Raw genomic sequence first — 17868 nt, forward strand, 5'->3', positions numbered from 1 at the left:
CCGGAGGCGTTTTTCATGTGCAACGCCTGCACCGTGGATGTCCTATCCCACCACTGGCTCACGTCCCATGAAAATCACTGCGGTCACCCGCCCTTCGGCAACCCTTTGCGACAACGCGGCCACGCGGCCCGGCGGGGGGCGCACCCGGCCCCCATGGCGGGCATGGCTGGCCGCCGCACTGCTAGCCTGCGCGGCAGGCGGCGCCATGGCGGCCGACGATGAGCCGGGGTTCCCCAACTTCGCACAACTGGCCGCCATCTCGGTGGGCGGTGTGGCCGCCAACTTCCCCGTGGGGATGGAGGACGACCCGCTGGATGTCACGGTGCCGCCCATCCAGATCGGCCACTGCGCGCCGCAGGTCATCACCCTGACCGGCTGGCAGCCCACCGCGCGGCGGCATGAGGTGAGCGCCCTGGGGCAAAACTTTTACCTGGATGGCGATACACCCACCCGGTCCCTGAGCGCGGCCCCGCTGGCCTTTGGCACCAATGCGGTGGAGATCAACGTGAGCCGGTACATGTCGTCCGGCACATGGTCCAGGGTCAGGTACTCGCTCACCATCGAGCGCACTGGCCCCGGCACGGATGCCGAACTGACCGGCATTGCCCTGTCCTCCGGCACGCTCACGCCCGCGTTCGATCCCGCCATCACCAGCTACAGCGCCACGGTGGACCAGCCTTCGGTGGCCCTGGCCGCCACGGCGGCAGACTGCCCGGAGATCACCGTCAACGGCCAGCCGGTGACCAGCGGCGGCGCGGCGCAGGTGCCGCTGGCCCTGGGGCCGAATACGGTGACGGTGCAGTCCACCGCGCAGAACGGCGCCACGCGCACCTTCACGCTGGCGCTCACCCGCATCGCCAGTGCCGACGCCGACCTGCAAGGCCTCACCCTGTCAGCGGGCACGCTGAACCCGGCCTTTAGCGGCGCGGTGACGCGCTACACCGCCGCCGTGCCCTACATGGCCTCGGTGGCTGTCACGCCCACACCGGCCGTGTCGACCGCCACGCTCACCGTCAACGGCGCCCCTGCCGCCGCAGGCGCGCCGCAGTTCGTGGCGCTGCAGGCGGGCACCACCGCCATCAACGTGGGCGTGACAGCGGAAGACGGCTCGGCAACGCGCATGTACACGGTGGACGTAGCCCGCGCCGCGCCCAGCACCGACGCGCGCCTTGCAGCGATCACCCTGTCTGCCGGGGTGCTGAGCCCCGCGTTCGACCCGGCAGTGCTGGTGTATTCCGCCTCGGTGGTACATGCGACGGACGCGCTGCAGATTGCAGCCACGCCGGCCTTCGGCGACGCCACCGTTACCGTGAACGACACCCCCACTCCGGCGGGCCACGCCGTGAGCGTGCCGCTGGTGCCGGGGCTCAACACCATCGCCGTGCAGGCCACGGCGCAGGACGGCACCACGCAGCAGACCTACATGCTGCGCGTGATCCGCGCCAGTGCGGTCAACAATGCGCGGCTGCAGGGCCTGGCGCTCTCCAGCGGCACGCCCTGGCCGCCGGTCCACCCCGCCACCCTGGCCTACACGGCACGCGTGGCCAGCACCACGGCCGCCATCACGCTCATGCCCACGCCGGAAGACGCCACGGCCAGCATCCTCGTCAACGGCAGCCCGGTAGCGACGGGTGAGGCCTCGGCGCCGATCCCCCTGCAGCCCGGCCACAACGCCATCACCCTCCAGATCACCAGCACCGATGGCCAGCAAACCGCCCGCTACACGCTGGACGTGTTGCGCGGCAGCGCCGATGCCTCGCTGGCCAGCCTCACGCTGTCAGACGGCAGCCTGGGCCCCGCGTTCGACCCGGCGGTTCTTGCTTACAGCGCCAGCGTGCCCTTTGTCATGTCCTCGGTGCGCGTGGGCCTGACCCTGGGGGATACCGAGGCCTCCGCCCGCGTGGGCCAACGGGTGCTGCGCGGCGGCCATGCGGCGGCCGTGGCGCTGGCACCGGGGCTCAATACGGTGCCGGTGCAGGTCACCTCCAGCGACGGTACGGTGCAGCGCACCTACCAGCTGCGCATCACACGCGAGGCCGTCGGGGCGGTGTCGCTATCGGGCAACCCGGCGCAATTTGGCCCGCCGCAGAGCTTTGCACTATCGGGCGATTTTGTGGCGGCGGTAGGCGCCCAAGACATGGACGGCGACGGACTCCCGGACGCGTTGGCGCTGGAATACACGCGGCCCGAACTGGCCCTGCTGCGCGGCCGGGGGGACGGCAGCCTGGACGCTGTGCAATGGCTGCCCCTGGGCACCAGCGGCGCGCAGCGCCTGGCGGTGGGCGATGTGCATGGCGATGGCTGGCCCGACGTGCTCACCGGGGGCAGCGCACAGACCCTGCTGGCCGTGGGAACCGGGGCAGGCCTGGGCACTGCCGGGCTGGCGGTGCAGCCGGTGGCGCCGGCAAGCAGCCCCCCGTCACTGCTGGTGGACGTGGACGGCGACGGCCGCGACGACATCGTCTCGGCCGGACAGGCGCAAGGCGTGGTGGTGCTGCGCAGCCTGGGCGACAACCGCTTCGCAGCGGAGCAGGCGGTGGGCACGCTCAGCGGGGTGCTGCATCTGCAGGGGCGGGACGTCGATGGCGATGGGCGGATGGATTTGCTGCTCGCCAACGAGACCGGTACGCTGCAGCTGCTGCGCGGAGCGGGCGGCGGCACTTTTGGCCCGCCGCAGGATGTGGCGTTGGGCGCAACAGGGCAGTTCTGGCTGTTTGCCTCGCCGCGCCTGGCGGATCTGGACGGCGACGGGCGGGCCGAGCTGATCGCGGCAGCCCAGTCCAACGACGCCAGCGTGGTGTTCATTCTCAAAGGCTTGCCGGGCGGCGGTTTTGGCAGCCCGGTGCGCCTTGCCAGCGGCTGGCCGACCTATATTGGCCAGGAGCTACCAAGAGACCTGGCCGTGGACGACTTCAACGGCGACGGCCACCCGGACCTGGCTGTACTCAATAGCAACGGGGGTTTCTACAACGTCACGATCCTGGCAGGCCAGGGGGATGGCAGCTTCGCGGTATCGGTGCGGCATCTGGTGCCCTGGGCGCCCAACCGCATGGCCGTGGCCGACTTCAACGCCGACGGCAAGCCCGACCTGCTGCTGGACGCCCCCATGGGCCGGGGCGGCGGCCTGAAGCGGATCACCAACACCTCCCCCGACCTGGCCCAGTTGGCGCCCTCCCACGGCACCTTGGCGCCCGCGTTCTCGGGCGATGTGACCGAGTACACGCTGCAAATACCCCCCGGTAGCCCGGCGCTCACCCTCACACCCTGGCTGGCCTTCGGCACGGCCACAGTGCGCGTGGCCGGGGTGACGGTGGACAGAGGCAGCGCCTCGGCCCCCATCACCGTGCCGGCTGGGGGCACCGTGCCCATCACGGTGCAGGTGCAGGCCCGCGACGGCAGCACGCGCACTTACACCATCCAGGCCACGCGCACCGTCGCCGTGACCGTCGCCGTCACCGCCACGGCCAGCCCGGCGACAGGCGGCACGGCGGTGTGCACGCCTGGCCAAGTGGCGCTGGGCGCCAACGCCACCTGCACCGCCACGGCCAGCGCGGGCTACCAGTTCGACGGGTGGACGGGAGCGTGCGCCGGCCAGGGTGCAGCCTGCCAGTTGACCAACCTGCAGACGGATGAGGCTTCCGTGGCGCTGTTCGCGCAGCAGCAGACGCTGTCAGTGGCCGAGGGGCCCCTGGCCAACCAGCCCCTGCTGCTGACGCTGCCTGCGGGCAACGGCTGGCGGGTGGCAGAGGCCAGCACGCACAGCGCAGCCTCCACCAACGCGCCGCTGCCCCCTGGCGTCACGCTGCCCTACGGCGTGGTGTCCCTGCGCCTCGACCAGGGCGTGCAGGGAAGCCAGGCCACCGTGGTGCTGACCTACCCACAGACCCTGCCGCAGGACGCGGTGTACTACAAGTTCGGCCGTACGGCGGACAACGCCCAGCCGCACTGGTACCCGTTCCCCGACGCGCGCATCAGCGGCTACACGGTGACGCTGACGCTGCAAGACGGCGGCGCGGGTGACGACGACCGGACGCAAAACAGCGTGATCCAGGACCCAGGCGGGGTAGCGCTGCTAGCGCCGCTGCCCCCAGGCCCGGGCCCCGCCCAAGCCATCCCGACCCTGCACGGCTGGGGCCTGGGGTTGCTTTCGCTGCTGATCGCCCTGGTGGCCTGGCCCCGATGGCGCAGCCTTGGGCAGAAATCCGCGTCTGGCGCTTGATGGAAAAGCGTTGACAGCTATCAAATACATACCGACATACGGACGACACACCGATTGACGCATTGCGCACCAGGGGGATGGCGCCCCTTCCCGGCGCCCGGTGCACGGAGCCCGGCGCGCGCGGCGAACGCTCAGTCAAGCGCCCGGCACACACCCGGTCAAGCCGCCGGGTGCAATGCGCACAACATCACACCATCGCACCCGTACCCGTACCCACAGGCATGCAGGACTCCGCAGCAGCGCCAAGAACAAAAAAGGCACAACGACCCGGCTTCGGCCAGAGGCCCCCAGATGTGAGCGACAGACCCCATGCGGGCGAAAAGCACCGCGTGTGTTTCTCGGCATTGCGCTGACCAGCACCCGCCCCGCAACCACGCCGCCACCTTGCAACCAGTCCACACCTGCCTGAAACGCTCTACTTTTAATAGCTGCCAGCGCTTAACAGGTGAGCGCAAGAAACATTTTCTTTCTTTTCTTTTTTACAGGGAACATTCCAATGAAGCGCACCCTCCTCTCTCGCTTTCGCACTGTGGCCAGCGTGCTGGCCACCACAGCCCTGGCGGCGTCTGGGTCGGCCTGGGCACAGGCGCAGCCTCCGGTAGGCGCCATCACGTATGTGGCTGGGCTGGCAGGCCCTGTGCAGCCGGTGCCCACACTGGCGGAGTGGGGTGTGCTGGTGCTGTCGCTGTTGATGGCACTGATGGCCTGGCGCGCGGCGCGCGGCCGTCTGGCGTGCCTGGTGCTGGCAATTGCCCCCGGCGTGCTGGCGGCTGCCATGCTGGTGGCCACCTCCTGGAGCGGACCGGCCGAGGCGGCGCCCGCGCCAGACGATGTGCAACTGAACAACCCGTCAGGCGGTACGGCGGACATTCCGTACCACACCTCGCTGGATCGGGCGGCTGCAGACTACATGCACCAATACCAGGTGCGCAACACCACCGGGCAGAGCGTGCGCATCACCGGTGTCAGCCTCACCCCAGGGCACAATGACCGCGACCCACGCGACCCACCGCGCTGCACCGTAGGCACGGTGCTGGCTGCCGACGAAAGCTGCAACCTGCTGGTGTCCAAGCCGCGCTGACAAGGGTGCGCGCAGGGCTGCGCAGCGGCGCGCCCGGTGGCATGGCAGTCAGCGCCCGGGGGCCCTGAAATTCACTATCAAATTGAGAGCTTCTAGCGATTTTCCCATAAGCGCTAGCGGCTATTTTTACGCCTATTTTTCTGCCTACCGAGCCGCCACCAGGTACTGCGGCACCCCGTCGGCCGCCAGCACTGGCGTGCTGTGCACGCCCCACACCTGCGCGATGGTGGCGGGGGTGAGCAGGTGGGCCGTGGCGTGCACGCTGCGCGGGCCTGCCAGGCCCGGGGCGAGCAGCAGGCTGTCGTGTGCGTAGCGCAGGGCCAGGTTCAGATCGTGCAGCACCGCGACCACGCCCACGCCCTGCTCCACCGCCCAGCGGCGCACCAGGGCCAGCGTGTGGTGCTGGTGCGCCAGGTCGAGGGCGGCGGTGGGCTCGTCCAGCAGAAGCCAGCGGGTGGCGCCATCGGGGCAATCGGGGCTGCCTGGCAGGGGCTCCCAGATCTGGGCCAGCGCGCGGGCCAGGTGGCTGCGGGCGCGTTCGCCGCCCGACAGGGTGTTGATGCTGCGCCCGGCCAGGTGGGCCACGCCGGTGGCCTGCATCGCCTCGGTCACGATGCGCGCCTCGTGGCGGCTGGGCTGCTGGCGGTGGGGAAAGCGCCCCATCTCCACCACCTCTTTCACCGTGAAGTCAAACGCCACGGCCGTGTCCTGCGGCAGCACGGCGCGCTGCCGGGCCAGGGCCTGGGCGCCTTTGCCGGACACCGGTTGCCCGCCCATCCACACATGGCCCGAGCGCGGCGCGCGCTGGCCCGAAAGCATGGCCAGCAGCGTGGACTTGCCCGCGCCGTTGGGCCCCAGGATGGCCGTGACGCGCCCGGGCACGAACTGCGTGTGCACGGTGGCCAGCAAGGGCCTGCCGGGCACGCCCACAACCAGCTGGTCGCACACCAGCAGATCGGCGGTGGTGGTGACCGGGGAAGCGACGGCGGCACTCATACCTTGCTCCGAAACTGGCGCAGCATGGCCAGAAACAGCGGCACTCCGATGAAGGCCGTGAGCACGCCCAGCGGCAGCTCTGCGGGCTGCACGATGGTGCGCGCCACGCCGTCGGCCGCCAGCACCAGCGCAGCGCCCAGCAAGGCCGAGCCGGGCAGCACCACGCGGTGGTCCGGCCCGGCCACCAGGCGCACCCAGTGCGGTGCCACCAGGCCAATGAAGCCGATGATGCCGGTGGCCGCCGTCACCGCGCCCACGGCCAGCGCCGTCACCAGCACGGCCAGGCGCTTGGTGCGCTCCACCGGCACGCCCAGCAGCGCGGCCTGCGCCTCGCCCAGCGCAATCGCGTTGAGCGGGCGGGCCAGCGCCAGGCCCATGCCGCAGGCCACGGCCACGATGGACCCCACCAGCGCCACGGCGCTCCAGCGCGCACCGCCCAGGCTGCCCAACAGCCACATCTGGAGGTTGCGCAGCTGCTCGTCGGTAGAGATGAAGTTGAGGTAGCCCAGGCCCGCTAGCGCCAGCGCATTCACGGCCACCCCGGCCAGCAGCATGAGCCCCATGCGCGTGCCACCATCGGCCTGGGCTAACCCATAGATCAGAGCCGTGACCAGCAGGCCGCCACCAAAGGCCATGGTCACCAGCGCCCAGCTGCCCAGGGTGCGCGGCATGTCGGGCAGCCAGTAGCTGCCCAGCACGATGGTGAGCGCGGCGGCCAGCGCGGCCCCGCTGCTCACGCCCACCAGCCCTGGGTCGGCCAGCGGGTTGCGGAACAGCCCCTGCATCAGCGCACCTGCCAGGCCCAGGCCCGCCCCGGCGGCCACGCCCATCAGCAAGCGCGGCAGGCGGATGTTGATGAACACCAGATATTCGGGCGCCTGTTCGGCCGTAGGCGCTGCGCCCACGGCCTGCAGCAGCACCTGCCACAGCTGGGCGGGTGCGATGGCATACGCGCCCTGCGTGCTGGCCCAGACAAAGCTCAGCCCCACCAGCGCCGCACCGATGGCCAGCGCGGCGCGGGGCGACAAGCGCCCGGGACTCCAGCGCACAGCTGGCTCCGCCACGGCCACGCTGCTCACGCCGTGATCGCCTGGGTGCGGGTGTGCAGCTCACGCACGGCTGCGGGCAGGCGCGGGCCAAAGCCCAGCAGGTGGCTGGCCTCCATGGCCACCAGGGCCTTGCGGCGGAACGCGGGTGTGAGGGCCAGCTCGGGCCGCTGCCAGAACGCGGCCTCGCCGCCCAGCGCCTCGATGCCTTGCGTGCTGTTGAGCAGCACCTCGGGGGCGGCGCTGGCCATGGCCTCGGCCGTGAGGGGCCGGTAGCCCGCAAACTGGGTGATGGCATTGGTCGCGCCCGCAAAGCGGATCAGCGCATCGGCCGCCGTGCCGGTGCCCGCCACCATGGGGCTGCCGCCGTGCGACAGGATGAAGATCGCGCGCGGGCTCCGCGTGGTGGCTGCCACCTGCTTTTGCACCGCCGCCCACTGCGCATCCAGGTCAGTCTGCAGGGCCTGGGCCTCGCGCTCGCGGCCGGCCACTCGGCCCACGGTGGCCACCTTGCGTCGCACCTCGTCCCAGGTGTGGTCGGCATGCACCAGCTCCACGCGCACACCGGCGCTGCGCACCTGGTCCAGCACCACGGGCGGCCCGGCCTCGGTGGTGCCCACCACAGCGTCGGGCTTGAGGGACAGCAGCCCCTCGGCCGAGAGCTGGCGCATGTAGCCGACCTTGGCGGTGCGCAGCGCGGCCTCGGGGAACAGGCTGGTGGTGTCGGTGCCCACCAGCTGGCCCTGTGCGCCCAGCAGGTAGACCACCTCGGTCAGCGCGCCGCCCAGCGAGACGATGCGCGCTGGGCGGGCGGCCCACGCAGCCCCTGATCCCATCGCAGACAACAAGGGCCACGCCACCACACCGCGCAGCAGCCGCCGACGCTCGCCACCCGGCCCCAAGATTTGCACGGCCATCGGATCACGCAGCATGGGCCAGCTCCTGCACGCCAGGCAAACGTGCCACCAGGTCGCGCCAGCCCTGCAGTTCGGGCTTGCCGGGCTTGCGCGCACCAAAGAACATGGCCATCAGCTCGCCGGTGTGGTCAAAGGCCTCGACCGAGGTGACGATGCCGTCGGCCGTGGGCTTCTCGACCACCCACACGTGGGCCACCATGTCGATGCGCAGGTGCAGGTTGAAGCCTGCGTCCAGCACATTGATCCACTGCGCGTGCGGCGTGTTAAGCGGCTGGATATTGCGCACCGGCCCAGTGTGGATCTGGATGCAGCCGCCGCTACCCACAAACACCATGATGGGCAGGCCGTCCACCGCCGCTTCGTCCAGCAGGCGGGCCACGGCCTGCGGTGCGGCACGCCAGGCAAACTGGCCTTCGACCAGGCGAAAGCTCTGCTGGCGCTCCACAGCAAACTTTTTGGTCAGGCCAAAGAACTCGTGCGTGTCCTGCATGGCGGCCCAGGCCTCGCGCAGGCCCTGGGCGTCGATGTCGGCGTCGGGCCGTGCCGCTTCCGGTGTGGGCGCCTTGCCGAACACATAGCCGGCACTGGGCTGTGCAAAGCGGCTCACCACCGCATCGAAAGCGGCCAGATCGGTGGCTTCGCGCGTGAAGATCTTGTGCACCGCACGGCCATGCGCGTTGTAGAACTGCAGGCTGCGCGATGGCGGTTTGGCGGGGTCGTTGGCCAGCTCCGTCACTGCAAAACCCGCATGCCACTGCGCAAAGAACAGGCGCAGGTCGATGTCTTCGCCCAGCGCAATGCCAACCGGGCCGGTGGCAGAGACATGCTGGTACACACCGGTTTTCTCGTGCACCGTACCCTCATTGCGCGTGAGCGCCATCAGCGGGCCGCAGGCTTCGAGCGCCTGCAGCAGTTCCAGCCACGAGCCCTGCAGCGGCTGGGCCTTGAGCAGGTGGCCGTGCTCGCCCGCATGGGCGGCCACGGCGGCGCCTTCCGACAGCCCCAGGCTCTCGGCGGCGTCCTTGGCACGCTTGCCCGCTGCGCGGGCTGCGGCGAACCGCTCACGGATGTCGGGGGCGGCCTGCGGCGGATGGGCCGGAGCGCTTGGGGGGTTCGTTACAGCGGCATTCATTGCACGGCCTCCGGCGCGGTGTGCCACAGCACGCGGCGTTGTTCGGCAGCCACCATCGCGGCGCTGGCGGCCACGTCCTGGCGCGCCTTGCATTGCTGATCCCAGCGGCCTTGCAGGCTCCAGACCACGGTGCGGAAGTGCGGCGTGAAGCCCTGGGCGTCGGCCAGCATCTGCAGGTTGGCCGCGATCTTGCGGCCCATGGCGTCGCGGTGGCTGTCGCAGCAGGCCTGCACATAGCCGGTCATCAGCGCCAGGGTGCCCGCCAGCAGCGCCTCGGCGCAGGGCAGGCTGTATTCCTCGTCGGCATGGCTGCCCGTGTTGGGCTGGTGGGAAGCGTGGCTCATGGTGATCTCCTTGGGTGGATGCCTGGGGATAGAAAAGCAGGGAACGGGCGCTCAGAAATCCGCCACCAACGACACGCGCACGGCGCGGCCCGGCTGGCTGTACGCATCGACAAAACTGGCGTTGGCAGCGAGGCCGCGCACGTCGGCCCAGCGCCAGTGTTTTTTGTCGGTGAGGTTGTAGATGCCCGCGTTCAAGCGGAGGTCCTTGCGGATGCGCCACTGGGCCGACAGGTCCAGCACCGTGTACGACGGGGTGAGGAACTGCGTGCTGCCGGTAGCCACGGTCACGTCGCTGGCCTTCTTGGCGGCGGCGTGGGTCATGTCCAGCCGCGCCATCCAGCCGCCGCTGTCATAGCGCAGGCCCGCCGTGAGGCGCGATGGATCCACCGTATTCACCGGCTTGCCGGTGGTGGTGTCGCGACCGCGTGTCTGGCCATAGGCAAACGGAGAGCTCCACTGCCCGCCCGCCCACTGGCCCCAGCGCATGTCGCCCTTGACCTCAAAGCCATTGAGCTTGACGCGACCGATGTTGACCGACTGGAACACCAGCGGGTTGCCCGGTGCGCCTGTGCCGCTGACCTGGCGCAGGTCTTCGATGAAGTCCTTGTAGCGGCCGGTGAAGGCTGCAGCCTCGATGGACAGGCGCTCCAGGCGCCCGCGCACGCCCAGCTCGAAGTTCTGGCTCTTCTCGGGCTTGAGGTTGGCGTTGGGCACCGTGCGGTAGTTGCCCACCGGGTTCTCGAAGAAGGCGTTGACCTGCCCCGCATTGGGCGCACGGAAGCCCGCCGCGTAGTTGCCAAACACGCTCCACTGCTCGCTGGCACGGTACAGCACGCCGAACTTGGGCGAGGTCGCATTGCCCGACAGCGACACCGCCTGCGCGCCAAAGCCCGCCTGGTCGGCCTTGATGCGGAAGGTGTCAAAGCGCACGCCGGGCGTGATGCTCCAGGGGCCTGCAACAAACTCGTCCTGCACATACAGGGCCGTGCTGGTCTCGGTGGTGTCGGGGAATCGCTTGAGCGGGAAGGTCTCGCCCGTGGGTGGCGTCACGCCGGTCTGCAGGTTCTCGACCTTGGCCGCCGTGTAGTCCAGCCCGTAGGTAATCTTCTGCACCCACGGCCCGCCGTTGCGCAGCACCTTGCTGCCCTGCAGGTTGGCCTGCCAGGTGCGCTCGTCATAGGTCACGTCGCGCACGCGGTCGGCGGCGGTGTTGCGGTCTTCGGTGATGTACTCGCGCGAATGGGCGTCCTGCCAGCTCAGCGTGGCCTTCACATCGTCGGCAAAGGCTGTGTTCACGCGCCACGATCCTTCCCACGTTGCGCGGCTGCGCTGCATGTCGGTGAATGAGGTGGAGTCCAGCACCGAGGTGGCGGCCAGCGGCGGCTTGGAGCGTGCGGTAAGCAGCTCGTAGTCGGACGCCTTGTCCACATGCTCCAGCGTGAACACATGGCGTTGGCCGCCGCCGGGCGTCAGCACTACCTTGCCCAGCAAAGCGCCGCTTTTGTCCTTTTGTGGATTGGGCTGGGTGCGGTCGGCATTGGCGGCATCGTTGGTGCCCATGTTGTCCAGTTCGCTGGCGCGCGAGATGTTGCCGCCCAGCAGCCACTGCACCGTGTCGCCCGCCCGGCCCGCCACCGTGGCGCCCACGCGCTTGCCGTGCTCGTCGCCGTCATAACCCAAGCTCACCCGGCCGCCAATGTGCTTGTCGCTTTCGAGGAATGCCGAGGGCTCGGCCGTGATGAAGTTGACCAGGCCCGCCATGCCGTCCGAGCCATACAGCGCTGAGGTGGCGCCGCGCACCACCTCCACGCGCTGCAGCAGGCCGATGTCCAGGTAGTCGCGGCCGAAGGCATTGGCGCTGAAGATGTAGCTGCGCGGCAGGCGGATGCCGTCCACCATCATCAGCACGCGGTTGCCTTCGAGCCCCCGGATGTTGAAGCCCGCGTTCTGCTCGCGCCCGGTGGAGCCACTCGCCAGCGAGAAACGTGCGGGCGAACGCGTGACCGACACATTGGGCAACTCACGCGCCACATCGCGGATGTCGCGCACCTGGCCTTCCTCGATGGCCTGCGCATTGATCACGTCGATGCTCATGGGCAGCTCGTCGCGGTCCTGCTCGCTGCGCGAGCCGCTGATGACCACTTCTTTGAGCTGCGGCGCTGCAGCCACCAACTGGGTAGCATCTTGCGCATGTGCGCTGCCAATGGTCACACATGCACAGGCCACCAGCCATGCAAGCGGCTGCAGACGGCCTTGCAACCATTGATCGGAGGCGTGCGCCTGTGCGCGCCGGGAAGAAAACGGAGGGGAACGGAATGCCTGCGCCACGGAGGGGAGTCCTTCTCTGAAACGACAACGAATACAGAGCTGGCTCCATGCAGACGGTCCTGGCTTCTGCGGGCAGAAGGATGGGCCGTTGTGGCTGGCTGATGGGGTGTAATTATATGAGAATAATTCTCAATACAGAACAAAATTCGAACGGGACCTCACTCGAAGTAGCAGTCGGCAACTAAACCAAAGTTACGGCGAAGGATTCACTTCTTTGTCTGCGATTCTGCTGAATATTTCATCTCGGATTGGGTGCTGCTGCCAGGGGTGACCTGTCAGCATCAACGTTCCGTCCTCTTGAAGTGCCAAACGCCGCACCTTTTCCGCGCCACCATCTGAGATCAGCACGATCCATTCAGTGTTCAGGTAGAACATGGTGTACGACGTGCGGCGCTCTCTGAGCATGCGCTTGGGATGAAAGTTCGCCTCAAGCAAGCTCCCATCCACTTGGCTATAGAGAACAAGCCCCGCCACTGCATAGCGTTGAGAGTTGCCTGCATCGCCCTTCAGGATCATCTTGCGCAACACGTCTTCATGCGGCCCCAATTGCACGCCTGCCAACTCTGGTAGCGTGGAGATGCTGGCTCGGAATAGGTTCAACAGATGAAACAGCTTGAACTTGACATAGTCCACTTTCGCCTGGATCACTTGCCCCCTCTTCCAAGGGTTGGTCGGAGCGATTGATTGCCACGTCGCATTGAACGGTTTCTCGTATTCATCATTGCAAAAAGTCTCGCACGCACTGCACAGCAGATGCTCCTTGTAACCGTCTTGCCTCGGCTTTGTGCCATACCGGCCCTCACCGGTGATTTCCAACATATGCCCCTTGTCTCCACGGATTGGCTTGGAGACAGACTTCGGAAAAATATGACTGTTCTGAAGCATCGCCTCTTCGAGGCAAAGTCGACAAACGCCGTGTTTCATCCCTCTTTTCATAAGAGCTTCCCATCTGTAGACCAGACAAATCTGCAGGTTCCGCTTGGCGGTGCCAACTGCAAGTAACCAGCCCCCCCTACGCGCGGTTCATGTCGCCAAGACGTAGTAGATTTTCGGTGCCTCCAAGCCATAAGACGAGAAGCACGCTTGGATGGCTTGCAAAGATTCGAGCACTTCGATAATCCAGCTTGCCCAAAAGCAAAGCGACCGGATGCCGAAACATCCAGTCGCTCTTATTTTGATAGCTGCTAGCGCCTTACGATCAAGCGCCAGGGGCCGATTTGATTGAGATGCCCCCTGCATGACTCCCTCTCCCCTCGCGGGAGAGGGTTGGGGAGAGGGGGGGGGAAACTGGCGCGGAGGGAATGCGGGCACCCCCTCTCCCCCGGCCCCTCTCCCACGAGGGGAGAGGGGAGTTGGGGTGTGCCTCGAAAGCACTGGCCCTAACCAGCTCGCCCCCGCCGCCCTGCCCCGTCCTACGCCGCCACGGCTTCGCGCTGCGCTTCGGGAGCCTTGTCGCCTTCGGCCGCAGCCACCACCGGCATGCGGATCAGGTGGTCGAAAGCACTCAGCGCCGCCTTCGATCCATCGCCCGCAGCAATCACGATCTGCTTGAAAGGCACCGTGGTGCAGTCGCCCGCTGCGAACACGCCGGGGATGTTGGTGCGGCCGTGCGAGTCGACAATGATTTCGCCAAACTTGGACAGTTCCACCGTGCCCTTTAGCCACTCGGTGTTGGGCACCAGGCCGATCTGCACGAACACGCCTTCGAGCGGCACCAGGTGCTCCACGTTGGTGGCGCGGTCCTTGTACTTGAGGCCATTGACCTTGCCGTCGGCGCCGGTGATTTCGGTGGTCTGCGCGTTGGTGTGGATGGTCACGTTGGGCAGGCTCTTGAGCTTGTTGACCAGCACGGCGTCGGCCTTGAGCTGGTCGGCAAACTCGATGAGCGTGACGTGGGCCACGATGCCAGCCAGATCGATGGCAGCCTCGACACCCGAGTTGCCGCCGCCGATGACCGCCGTGCGCTTGCCCTTGAACAGCGGGCCGTCGCAGTGCGGGCAGTAGGCCACGCCCTTGTTCTTGTACTCGGCTTCGCCGGGCACGTTCACGTTGCGCCAGCGGGCGCCGGTGGACAGGATCACCGTCTTGGACTGCAGCGTGGCGCCGTTGGCCATCTGCACGCTGATGAGGCCACCTGGCTCGGCCGCGGGGATGAGCTTGTCGGCGCGTTGCAGGTTCATGATGTCCACGCCGTAGGCGCGGGTGTGGGCTTCGAGTGCGGCGGCAAACTTGGGGCCGTCGGTTTCGAGCACCGAGATGTAGTTTTCAATCGCCAGCGTGTCATTGACCTGGCCGCCAAAGCGCTCGGCAGCAACGCCGGTGCGGATGCCTTTGCGGGCGGCGTACACGGCGGCCGCTGCGCCAGCGGGGCCACCACCGACGATGAGCACGTCGTACGGGGCCTTGGCGCTGAGCTTGGCGGCTTCGCGGGCGGCGGCGCCGGTGTCGAGTTTGGCGACGATTTCTTCAATCGTCATGCGGCCGGAGCCGAAGACCTGGCCGTTCAAAAACACCATGGGCACGGCCATGATTTCGCGCTCGGTCACTTCCTGCTGGAAGGCGCCGCCTTCGATGACGGTGGTCTTGATCTTCGGGTTGACGATGGCCATGAGCGACAGCGCCTGCACCACGTCCGGGCAGTTGTGGCAGGTCAGGCTCATGTAGACCTCGAAGTTGAAGTCGCCGTCCAGCGCTTTGATGGAGTCGATCACGTCCTGCTCGACCTTGGGCGGGTGGCCGCCGGTCCACAGCAGGGCCAGCACCAGCGAGGTGAATTCATGGCCCAGGGGCAGGCCGGCGAAGCGCAGCGAGTTGGTGGCGCCAGCGCGCTGCAGGCTGAACGAGGGCTTGCGGGCGTCATTGCCATCGGTACGCAGGGTGATCTTGTCGCTGCGCAGGGATTGGATGGTTGTCAGCAGCTCGCGCATGTCGCGCGCAGTCTCGCTGTCGTCCAGGGATGCCACCAGCTCAAACGGCTGCTGCACGCGCTCCAGGTAGGCGGCGAGTTGGGTCTTGAGTTGTTCGTCGAGCATGGTGGTGTCCTTTGAAATTCGAGTTGTGGTGTGAGGAAGGTTGAAGCCAAAAGGGCTGCAGTTCAAGCCTGCATATCAACGTCCGGGCGTAAAAAAGCCGGACGGCATGGCGCACTGGCGCCATGACGCTGTCCGGCTTTGGGGGCCGAATCGAAAAGCGGCTTAGATCTTGCCGACCAGGTCCAGCGAAGGCGTCAGGGTCTTGGCGCCTTCCTTCCACTTGGCGGGGCAGACTTGGCCAGGGTTGGCGGCGGTGAACTGGGCAGCCTTGAGCTTGCGCAGGGTTTCCGACACGTCGCGGGCGATTTCGTTGGAGTGGATTTCCAGGGTCTTGATCACGCCATCGGGGTTGATCACGAACGTGCCGCGCAGCGCCAGGCCTTCTTCAGGGATGTGCACGCCGAACGCGTTGGTCAGCTGGTGCGTTGGGTCGCCAACCAGGGGGAATTTGGCCTTGCCCACGGCGTCCGATGTTTCGTGCCACACCTTGTGCGAGAAGTGCGTGTCGGTGGTCACGATGTAGACCTCGGCGCCGGCCTTCTGGAACTCAGCGTAGTTGTCGGCAGCGTCTTCGATTTCGGTGGGGCAGTTGAAGGTGAAAGCTGCGGGCATGAAGATCAGCACGGACCACTTGCCCTTGAGGGACTGCTCGGTCACTTCGATGAATTCACCCTTGCCGTCACGGTTGACGAAAGCGGTGGTCTTGAAGGGCTGAACTTGCGTATTGATCAGGGACATTGCTGTTTCCTTAGTGGTTGGTTAACTGAACAGGACTGAAGTCTAGGCCTTTCGAGACCATCAATCCAATTAATTGATTTGATTGAATCAATTGCCTGTGACTATACAGTGACACCCTGCCCTCAGGCCGGGGCGGGCATTTTGCCCCCTTTTAAACCCCCAAAAACCGCCACGAAGCCGCTGCACAAACCACCGCCCACCTGGTCAACCCTTGCGGCATATCAAACATTTAAATACAACTGATTCGCGTTTAGTTTTATCATCTATCGCACCGCAGCAACACCACCCAGGCCACTTTGCTGCAGTGGGCCAGCCAAAGCTCGACGCCTCTGAAATATTGGTCAAAACGGCCTGTAGCGCTTTATTGATAAGCGCAAGCAGCTCATAAATTTATAGCAAAGACCTCAAACACCATGTTCCAAACACTTCTGATCTGTTTCCGCGAAGGGCTGGAAGCCCTGCTGGTGGTGGCGATTGCCACCCTGTACCTGCGCAAGACCGGGCGCCTGCACCTGTTGCTGCCACTGCGCGCGGGCGTGGGCGTGGCAGCCCTGCTCTCGCTGGTGCTGGGCTGGGTGCTCTCGCAGGTGGGCGCGCTGTCACCCGCAGCCGAGGGTGGCATGGCGCTGGTGGCTGCCGCCACCGTGGCCTGGTGCGTGGTGCACATGCGCCGTGCGGGCCAAGGCATGGGCCAGGACATTGCCCAGTGCATGGACCGCGCCAGTGTGCTGGAAGGCCCGCGCGCCTGGGTGGCGGTGTTCCTGTTTGCCCTCTTCATGGTCGGCCGCGAAGGCGTGGAAACCGCCACCATGCTCGCCGCTCTGGCCCGCAGCGCCGAGCTGGGCTACATGGCCTGGGGCGGTCTGGCGGGCCTGGCGCTGGCCATTGCCATCGCCTGGGCCTGGACGCGCTACGGCCGCGCGGTGAACCTTGCGCGGTTCTTCCGCGTCACGTCGTGGTTCATGGCGGTGTTTGCGGTGCAACTGGTGGTGTATGCGTTCCATGAGTTCACCGAAGGCGCAGCGATACCCGGCATCGACAATGCTTACTGGCATGCGGCCACCGAAGACCTGGCCGAAGGCACCATTGCCCAGGCCATCTCGCTGGCCCTGGTGCTGGTGCCCACGGTATGGCTGGGCCTCGCGCACTGGCGTGAGCGGCGCACGGCGCCATCGTCTGCAGCCGCAACCGCCATGGGCACACAGGCGGCCGCGCCACGCGCCGCACAATAGCCCCGCGCACGGCCTGCGCAGCCCCATCGGGCCTACCGTGCCGGATAGGGTCGACCGGGTGAACGCGAACGCCTATCAACCTCACACGCAGCCAGCGCGCTCTAGCAGGGATATGCCTTGCGCGTGTTGATATGGCTCACGACAATCGGGGCCGAATCAACACAACACAACAAGGAGTCCCCATGAAAGGTGACGCACAGGTCATTGGCCATCTGCAGGCCCAGCTCAAGAACGAACTCACGGCCATCAACCAGTACTTCCTGCACTACCGCATGCTCAAGCACTGGGGCTTCGACAAGCTGGCCAAGAAGGAGTATTCGGAATCCATCGGCGAGATGAAGCATGCCGACTGGCTCATGGACCGCATCTTCACGCTGGATGGCCTGCCCAACCTGCAGGACTTGGCCAAGATCCAGGTCGGCGAAGACGTACCAGAGATCCTGGCCTGCGACCTGCGCGCCGAACAAGGCGCCCAGGCCACCATCAAGGATGGCATCGCCCACTGTGAAACGGTGCGTGACTATGTCTCGCGCGACCTGCTGCAAAAGATCCTGGACGACACCGAAGAGCACATCGACTTCCTTGAAACCCAGATCGATCTGATCGGCAAGGTGGGCTTGCAGAACTACCTGCAATCGCAGATGGGTGACGTGGAGTAACGCCAAGACTGCACCAGAGCGCTCCACGAAAAGTACCAAGAAGAACAACAAAAAACGGGCCGAGGCCCGTTTTTTTGTGCCCACGCCATCACCAAGTTCCGCCGATTGCACGGGGCTGCGAAGCACAGCCCTACCCCCATGTCA

13 protein-coding genes are annotated in these 17868 nt (G+C 66.7%); 4 read left to right on the forward strand and 9 right to left on the reverse strand.

Annotated elements, in window-relative coordinates; translation table 11 throughout:
* Positions 1-67: 67 nt before the first annotated feature.
* Entirely contained in the window at positions 68-4219 is a 4152-nt protein-coding gene (locus EXV95_RS08440) for a cadherin-like beta sandwich domain-containing protein (RefSeq protein ID WP_176886498.1), read from the forward strand.
* Between the two features lie 496 nt (positions 4220-4715).
* Positions 4716-5300, forward strand: a complete 585-nt coding sequence (locus tag EXV95_RS08445; RefSeq protein ID WP_176886499.1) for a midcut-by-XrtH protein — start codon at positions 4716-4718, stop codon at positions 5298-5300.
* Positions 5301-5444: 144 nt separating this feature from the next.
* Here the strand turns inward: EXV95_RS08445 and EXV95_RS08450 are convergent, their stop codons facing one another.
* The 9 genes from EXV95_RS08450 to ahpC all read right to left on the reverse strand — a co-directional run bounded on the left by EXV95_RS08450 (position 5445) and on the right by ahpC (position 15833).
* Positions 5445-6296 carry a heme ABC transporter ATP-binding protein gene (locus EXV95_RS08450; RefSeq protein ID WP_176886500.1) on the reverse strand — a complete coding sequence of 284 codons (852 nt, stop codon included), beginning with the start codon at positions 6294-6296 and terminating at the stop codon, positions 5445-5447.
* The gene (locus EXV95_RS08455) at positions 6293-7375 is read right to left on the reverse strand and encodes an iron ABC transporter permease (protein ID WP_176886501.1); all 1083 of its coding nucleotides are present in this window, start codon (positions 7373-7375) and stop codon (positions 6293-6295) included. Before EXV95_RS08455 ends, EXV95_RS08450 begins: the two co-directional genes overlap by 4 nt.
* Positions 7372-8274: a hemin ABC transporter substrate-binding protein gene (locus EXV95_RS08460; RefSeq protein WP_255484964.1), complete on the reverse strand. Its 903-nt coding sequence runs from the start codon at positions 8272-8274 to the stop codon at positions 7372-7374. The genes EXV95_RS08455 and EXV95_RS08460 overlap by 4 nt, the downstream gene beginning before the upstream one ends.
* On the reverse strand, positions 8264-9391 hold the full coding sequence (locus tag EXV95_RS08465) for a hemin-degrading factor (protein WP_176886502.1): 1128 nt from the start codon (positions 9389-9391) through the stop codon (positions 8264-8266). The genes EXV95_RS08460 and EXV95_RS08465 overlap by 11 nt, the downstream gene beginning before the upstream one ends.
* Complete coding sequence (locus EXV95_RS08470; RefSeq protein ID WP_176886503.1) at positions 9388-9735, reverse strand: hypothetical protein; 348 nt, start codon at positions 9733-9735, stop codon at positions 9388-9390. Before EXV95_RS08470 ends, EXV95_RS08465 begins: the two co-directional genes overlap by 4 nt.
* 51 nt (positions 9736-9786) lie before the next feature.
* Positions 9787-11994 (reverse strand): TonB-dependent hemoglobin/transferrin/lactoferrin family receptor, encoded by a 2208-nt coding sequence (locus EXV95_RS08475; RefSeq protein ID WP_176888998.1) that lies wholly within the window; start codon positions 11992-11994, stop codon positions 9787-9789.
* Between the two features lie 261 nt (positions 11995-12255).
* Positions 12256-12987, reverse strand: a complete 732-nt coding sequence (locus EXV95_RS08480) for a hypothetical protein (RefSeq protein WP_176886504.1) — start codon at positions 12985-12987, stop codon at positions 12256-12258.
* A gap of 488 nt (positions 12988-13475) precedes the next feature.
* Entirely contained in the window at positions 13476-15095 is a 1620-nt protein-coding gene (ahpF, locus tag EXV95_RS08485) for an alkyl hydroperoxide reductase subunit F (protein ID WP_176886505.1), read from the reverse strand.
* 162 nt (positions 15096-15257) lie between these two features.
* Positions 15258-15833, reverse strand: coding sequence for an alkyl hydroperoxide reductase subunit C (gene ahpC, locus EXV95_RS08490; RefSeq protein WP_055398629.1), 576 nt, complete (start codon positions 15831-15833; stop codon positions 15258-15260).
* 413 nt (positions 15834-16246) lie between these two features.
* Here ahpC and EXV95_RS08495 point away from each other — a divergent pair, with 413 nt between their 5' ends.
* A complete protein-coding gene (locus EXV95_RS08495) occupies positions 16247-17065 on the forward strand; it encodes an FTR1 family protein (RefSeq protein WP_255484965.1) in 819 nt (272 codons plus the stop codon).
* A gap of 182 nt (positions 17066-17247) precedes the next feature.
* Positions 17248-17724 (forward strand): bacterioferritin, encoded by a 477-nt coding sequence (bfr, locus tag EXV95_RS08500; RefSeq protein ID WP_055398627.1) that lies wholly within the window; start codon positions 17248-17250, stop codon positions 17722-17724.
* Positions 17725-17868 lie beyond the last annotated feature (144 nt).

Origin of the sequence: Acidovorax sp. JMULE5 (assembly GCF_013376875.1) — a bacterium.
GTDB lineage: Bacteria > Pseudomonadota > Gammaproteobacteria > Burkholderiales > Burkholderiaceae_C > Acidovorax > Acidovorax facilis.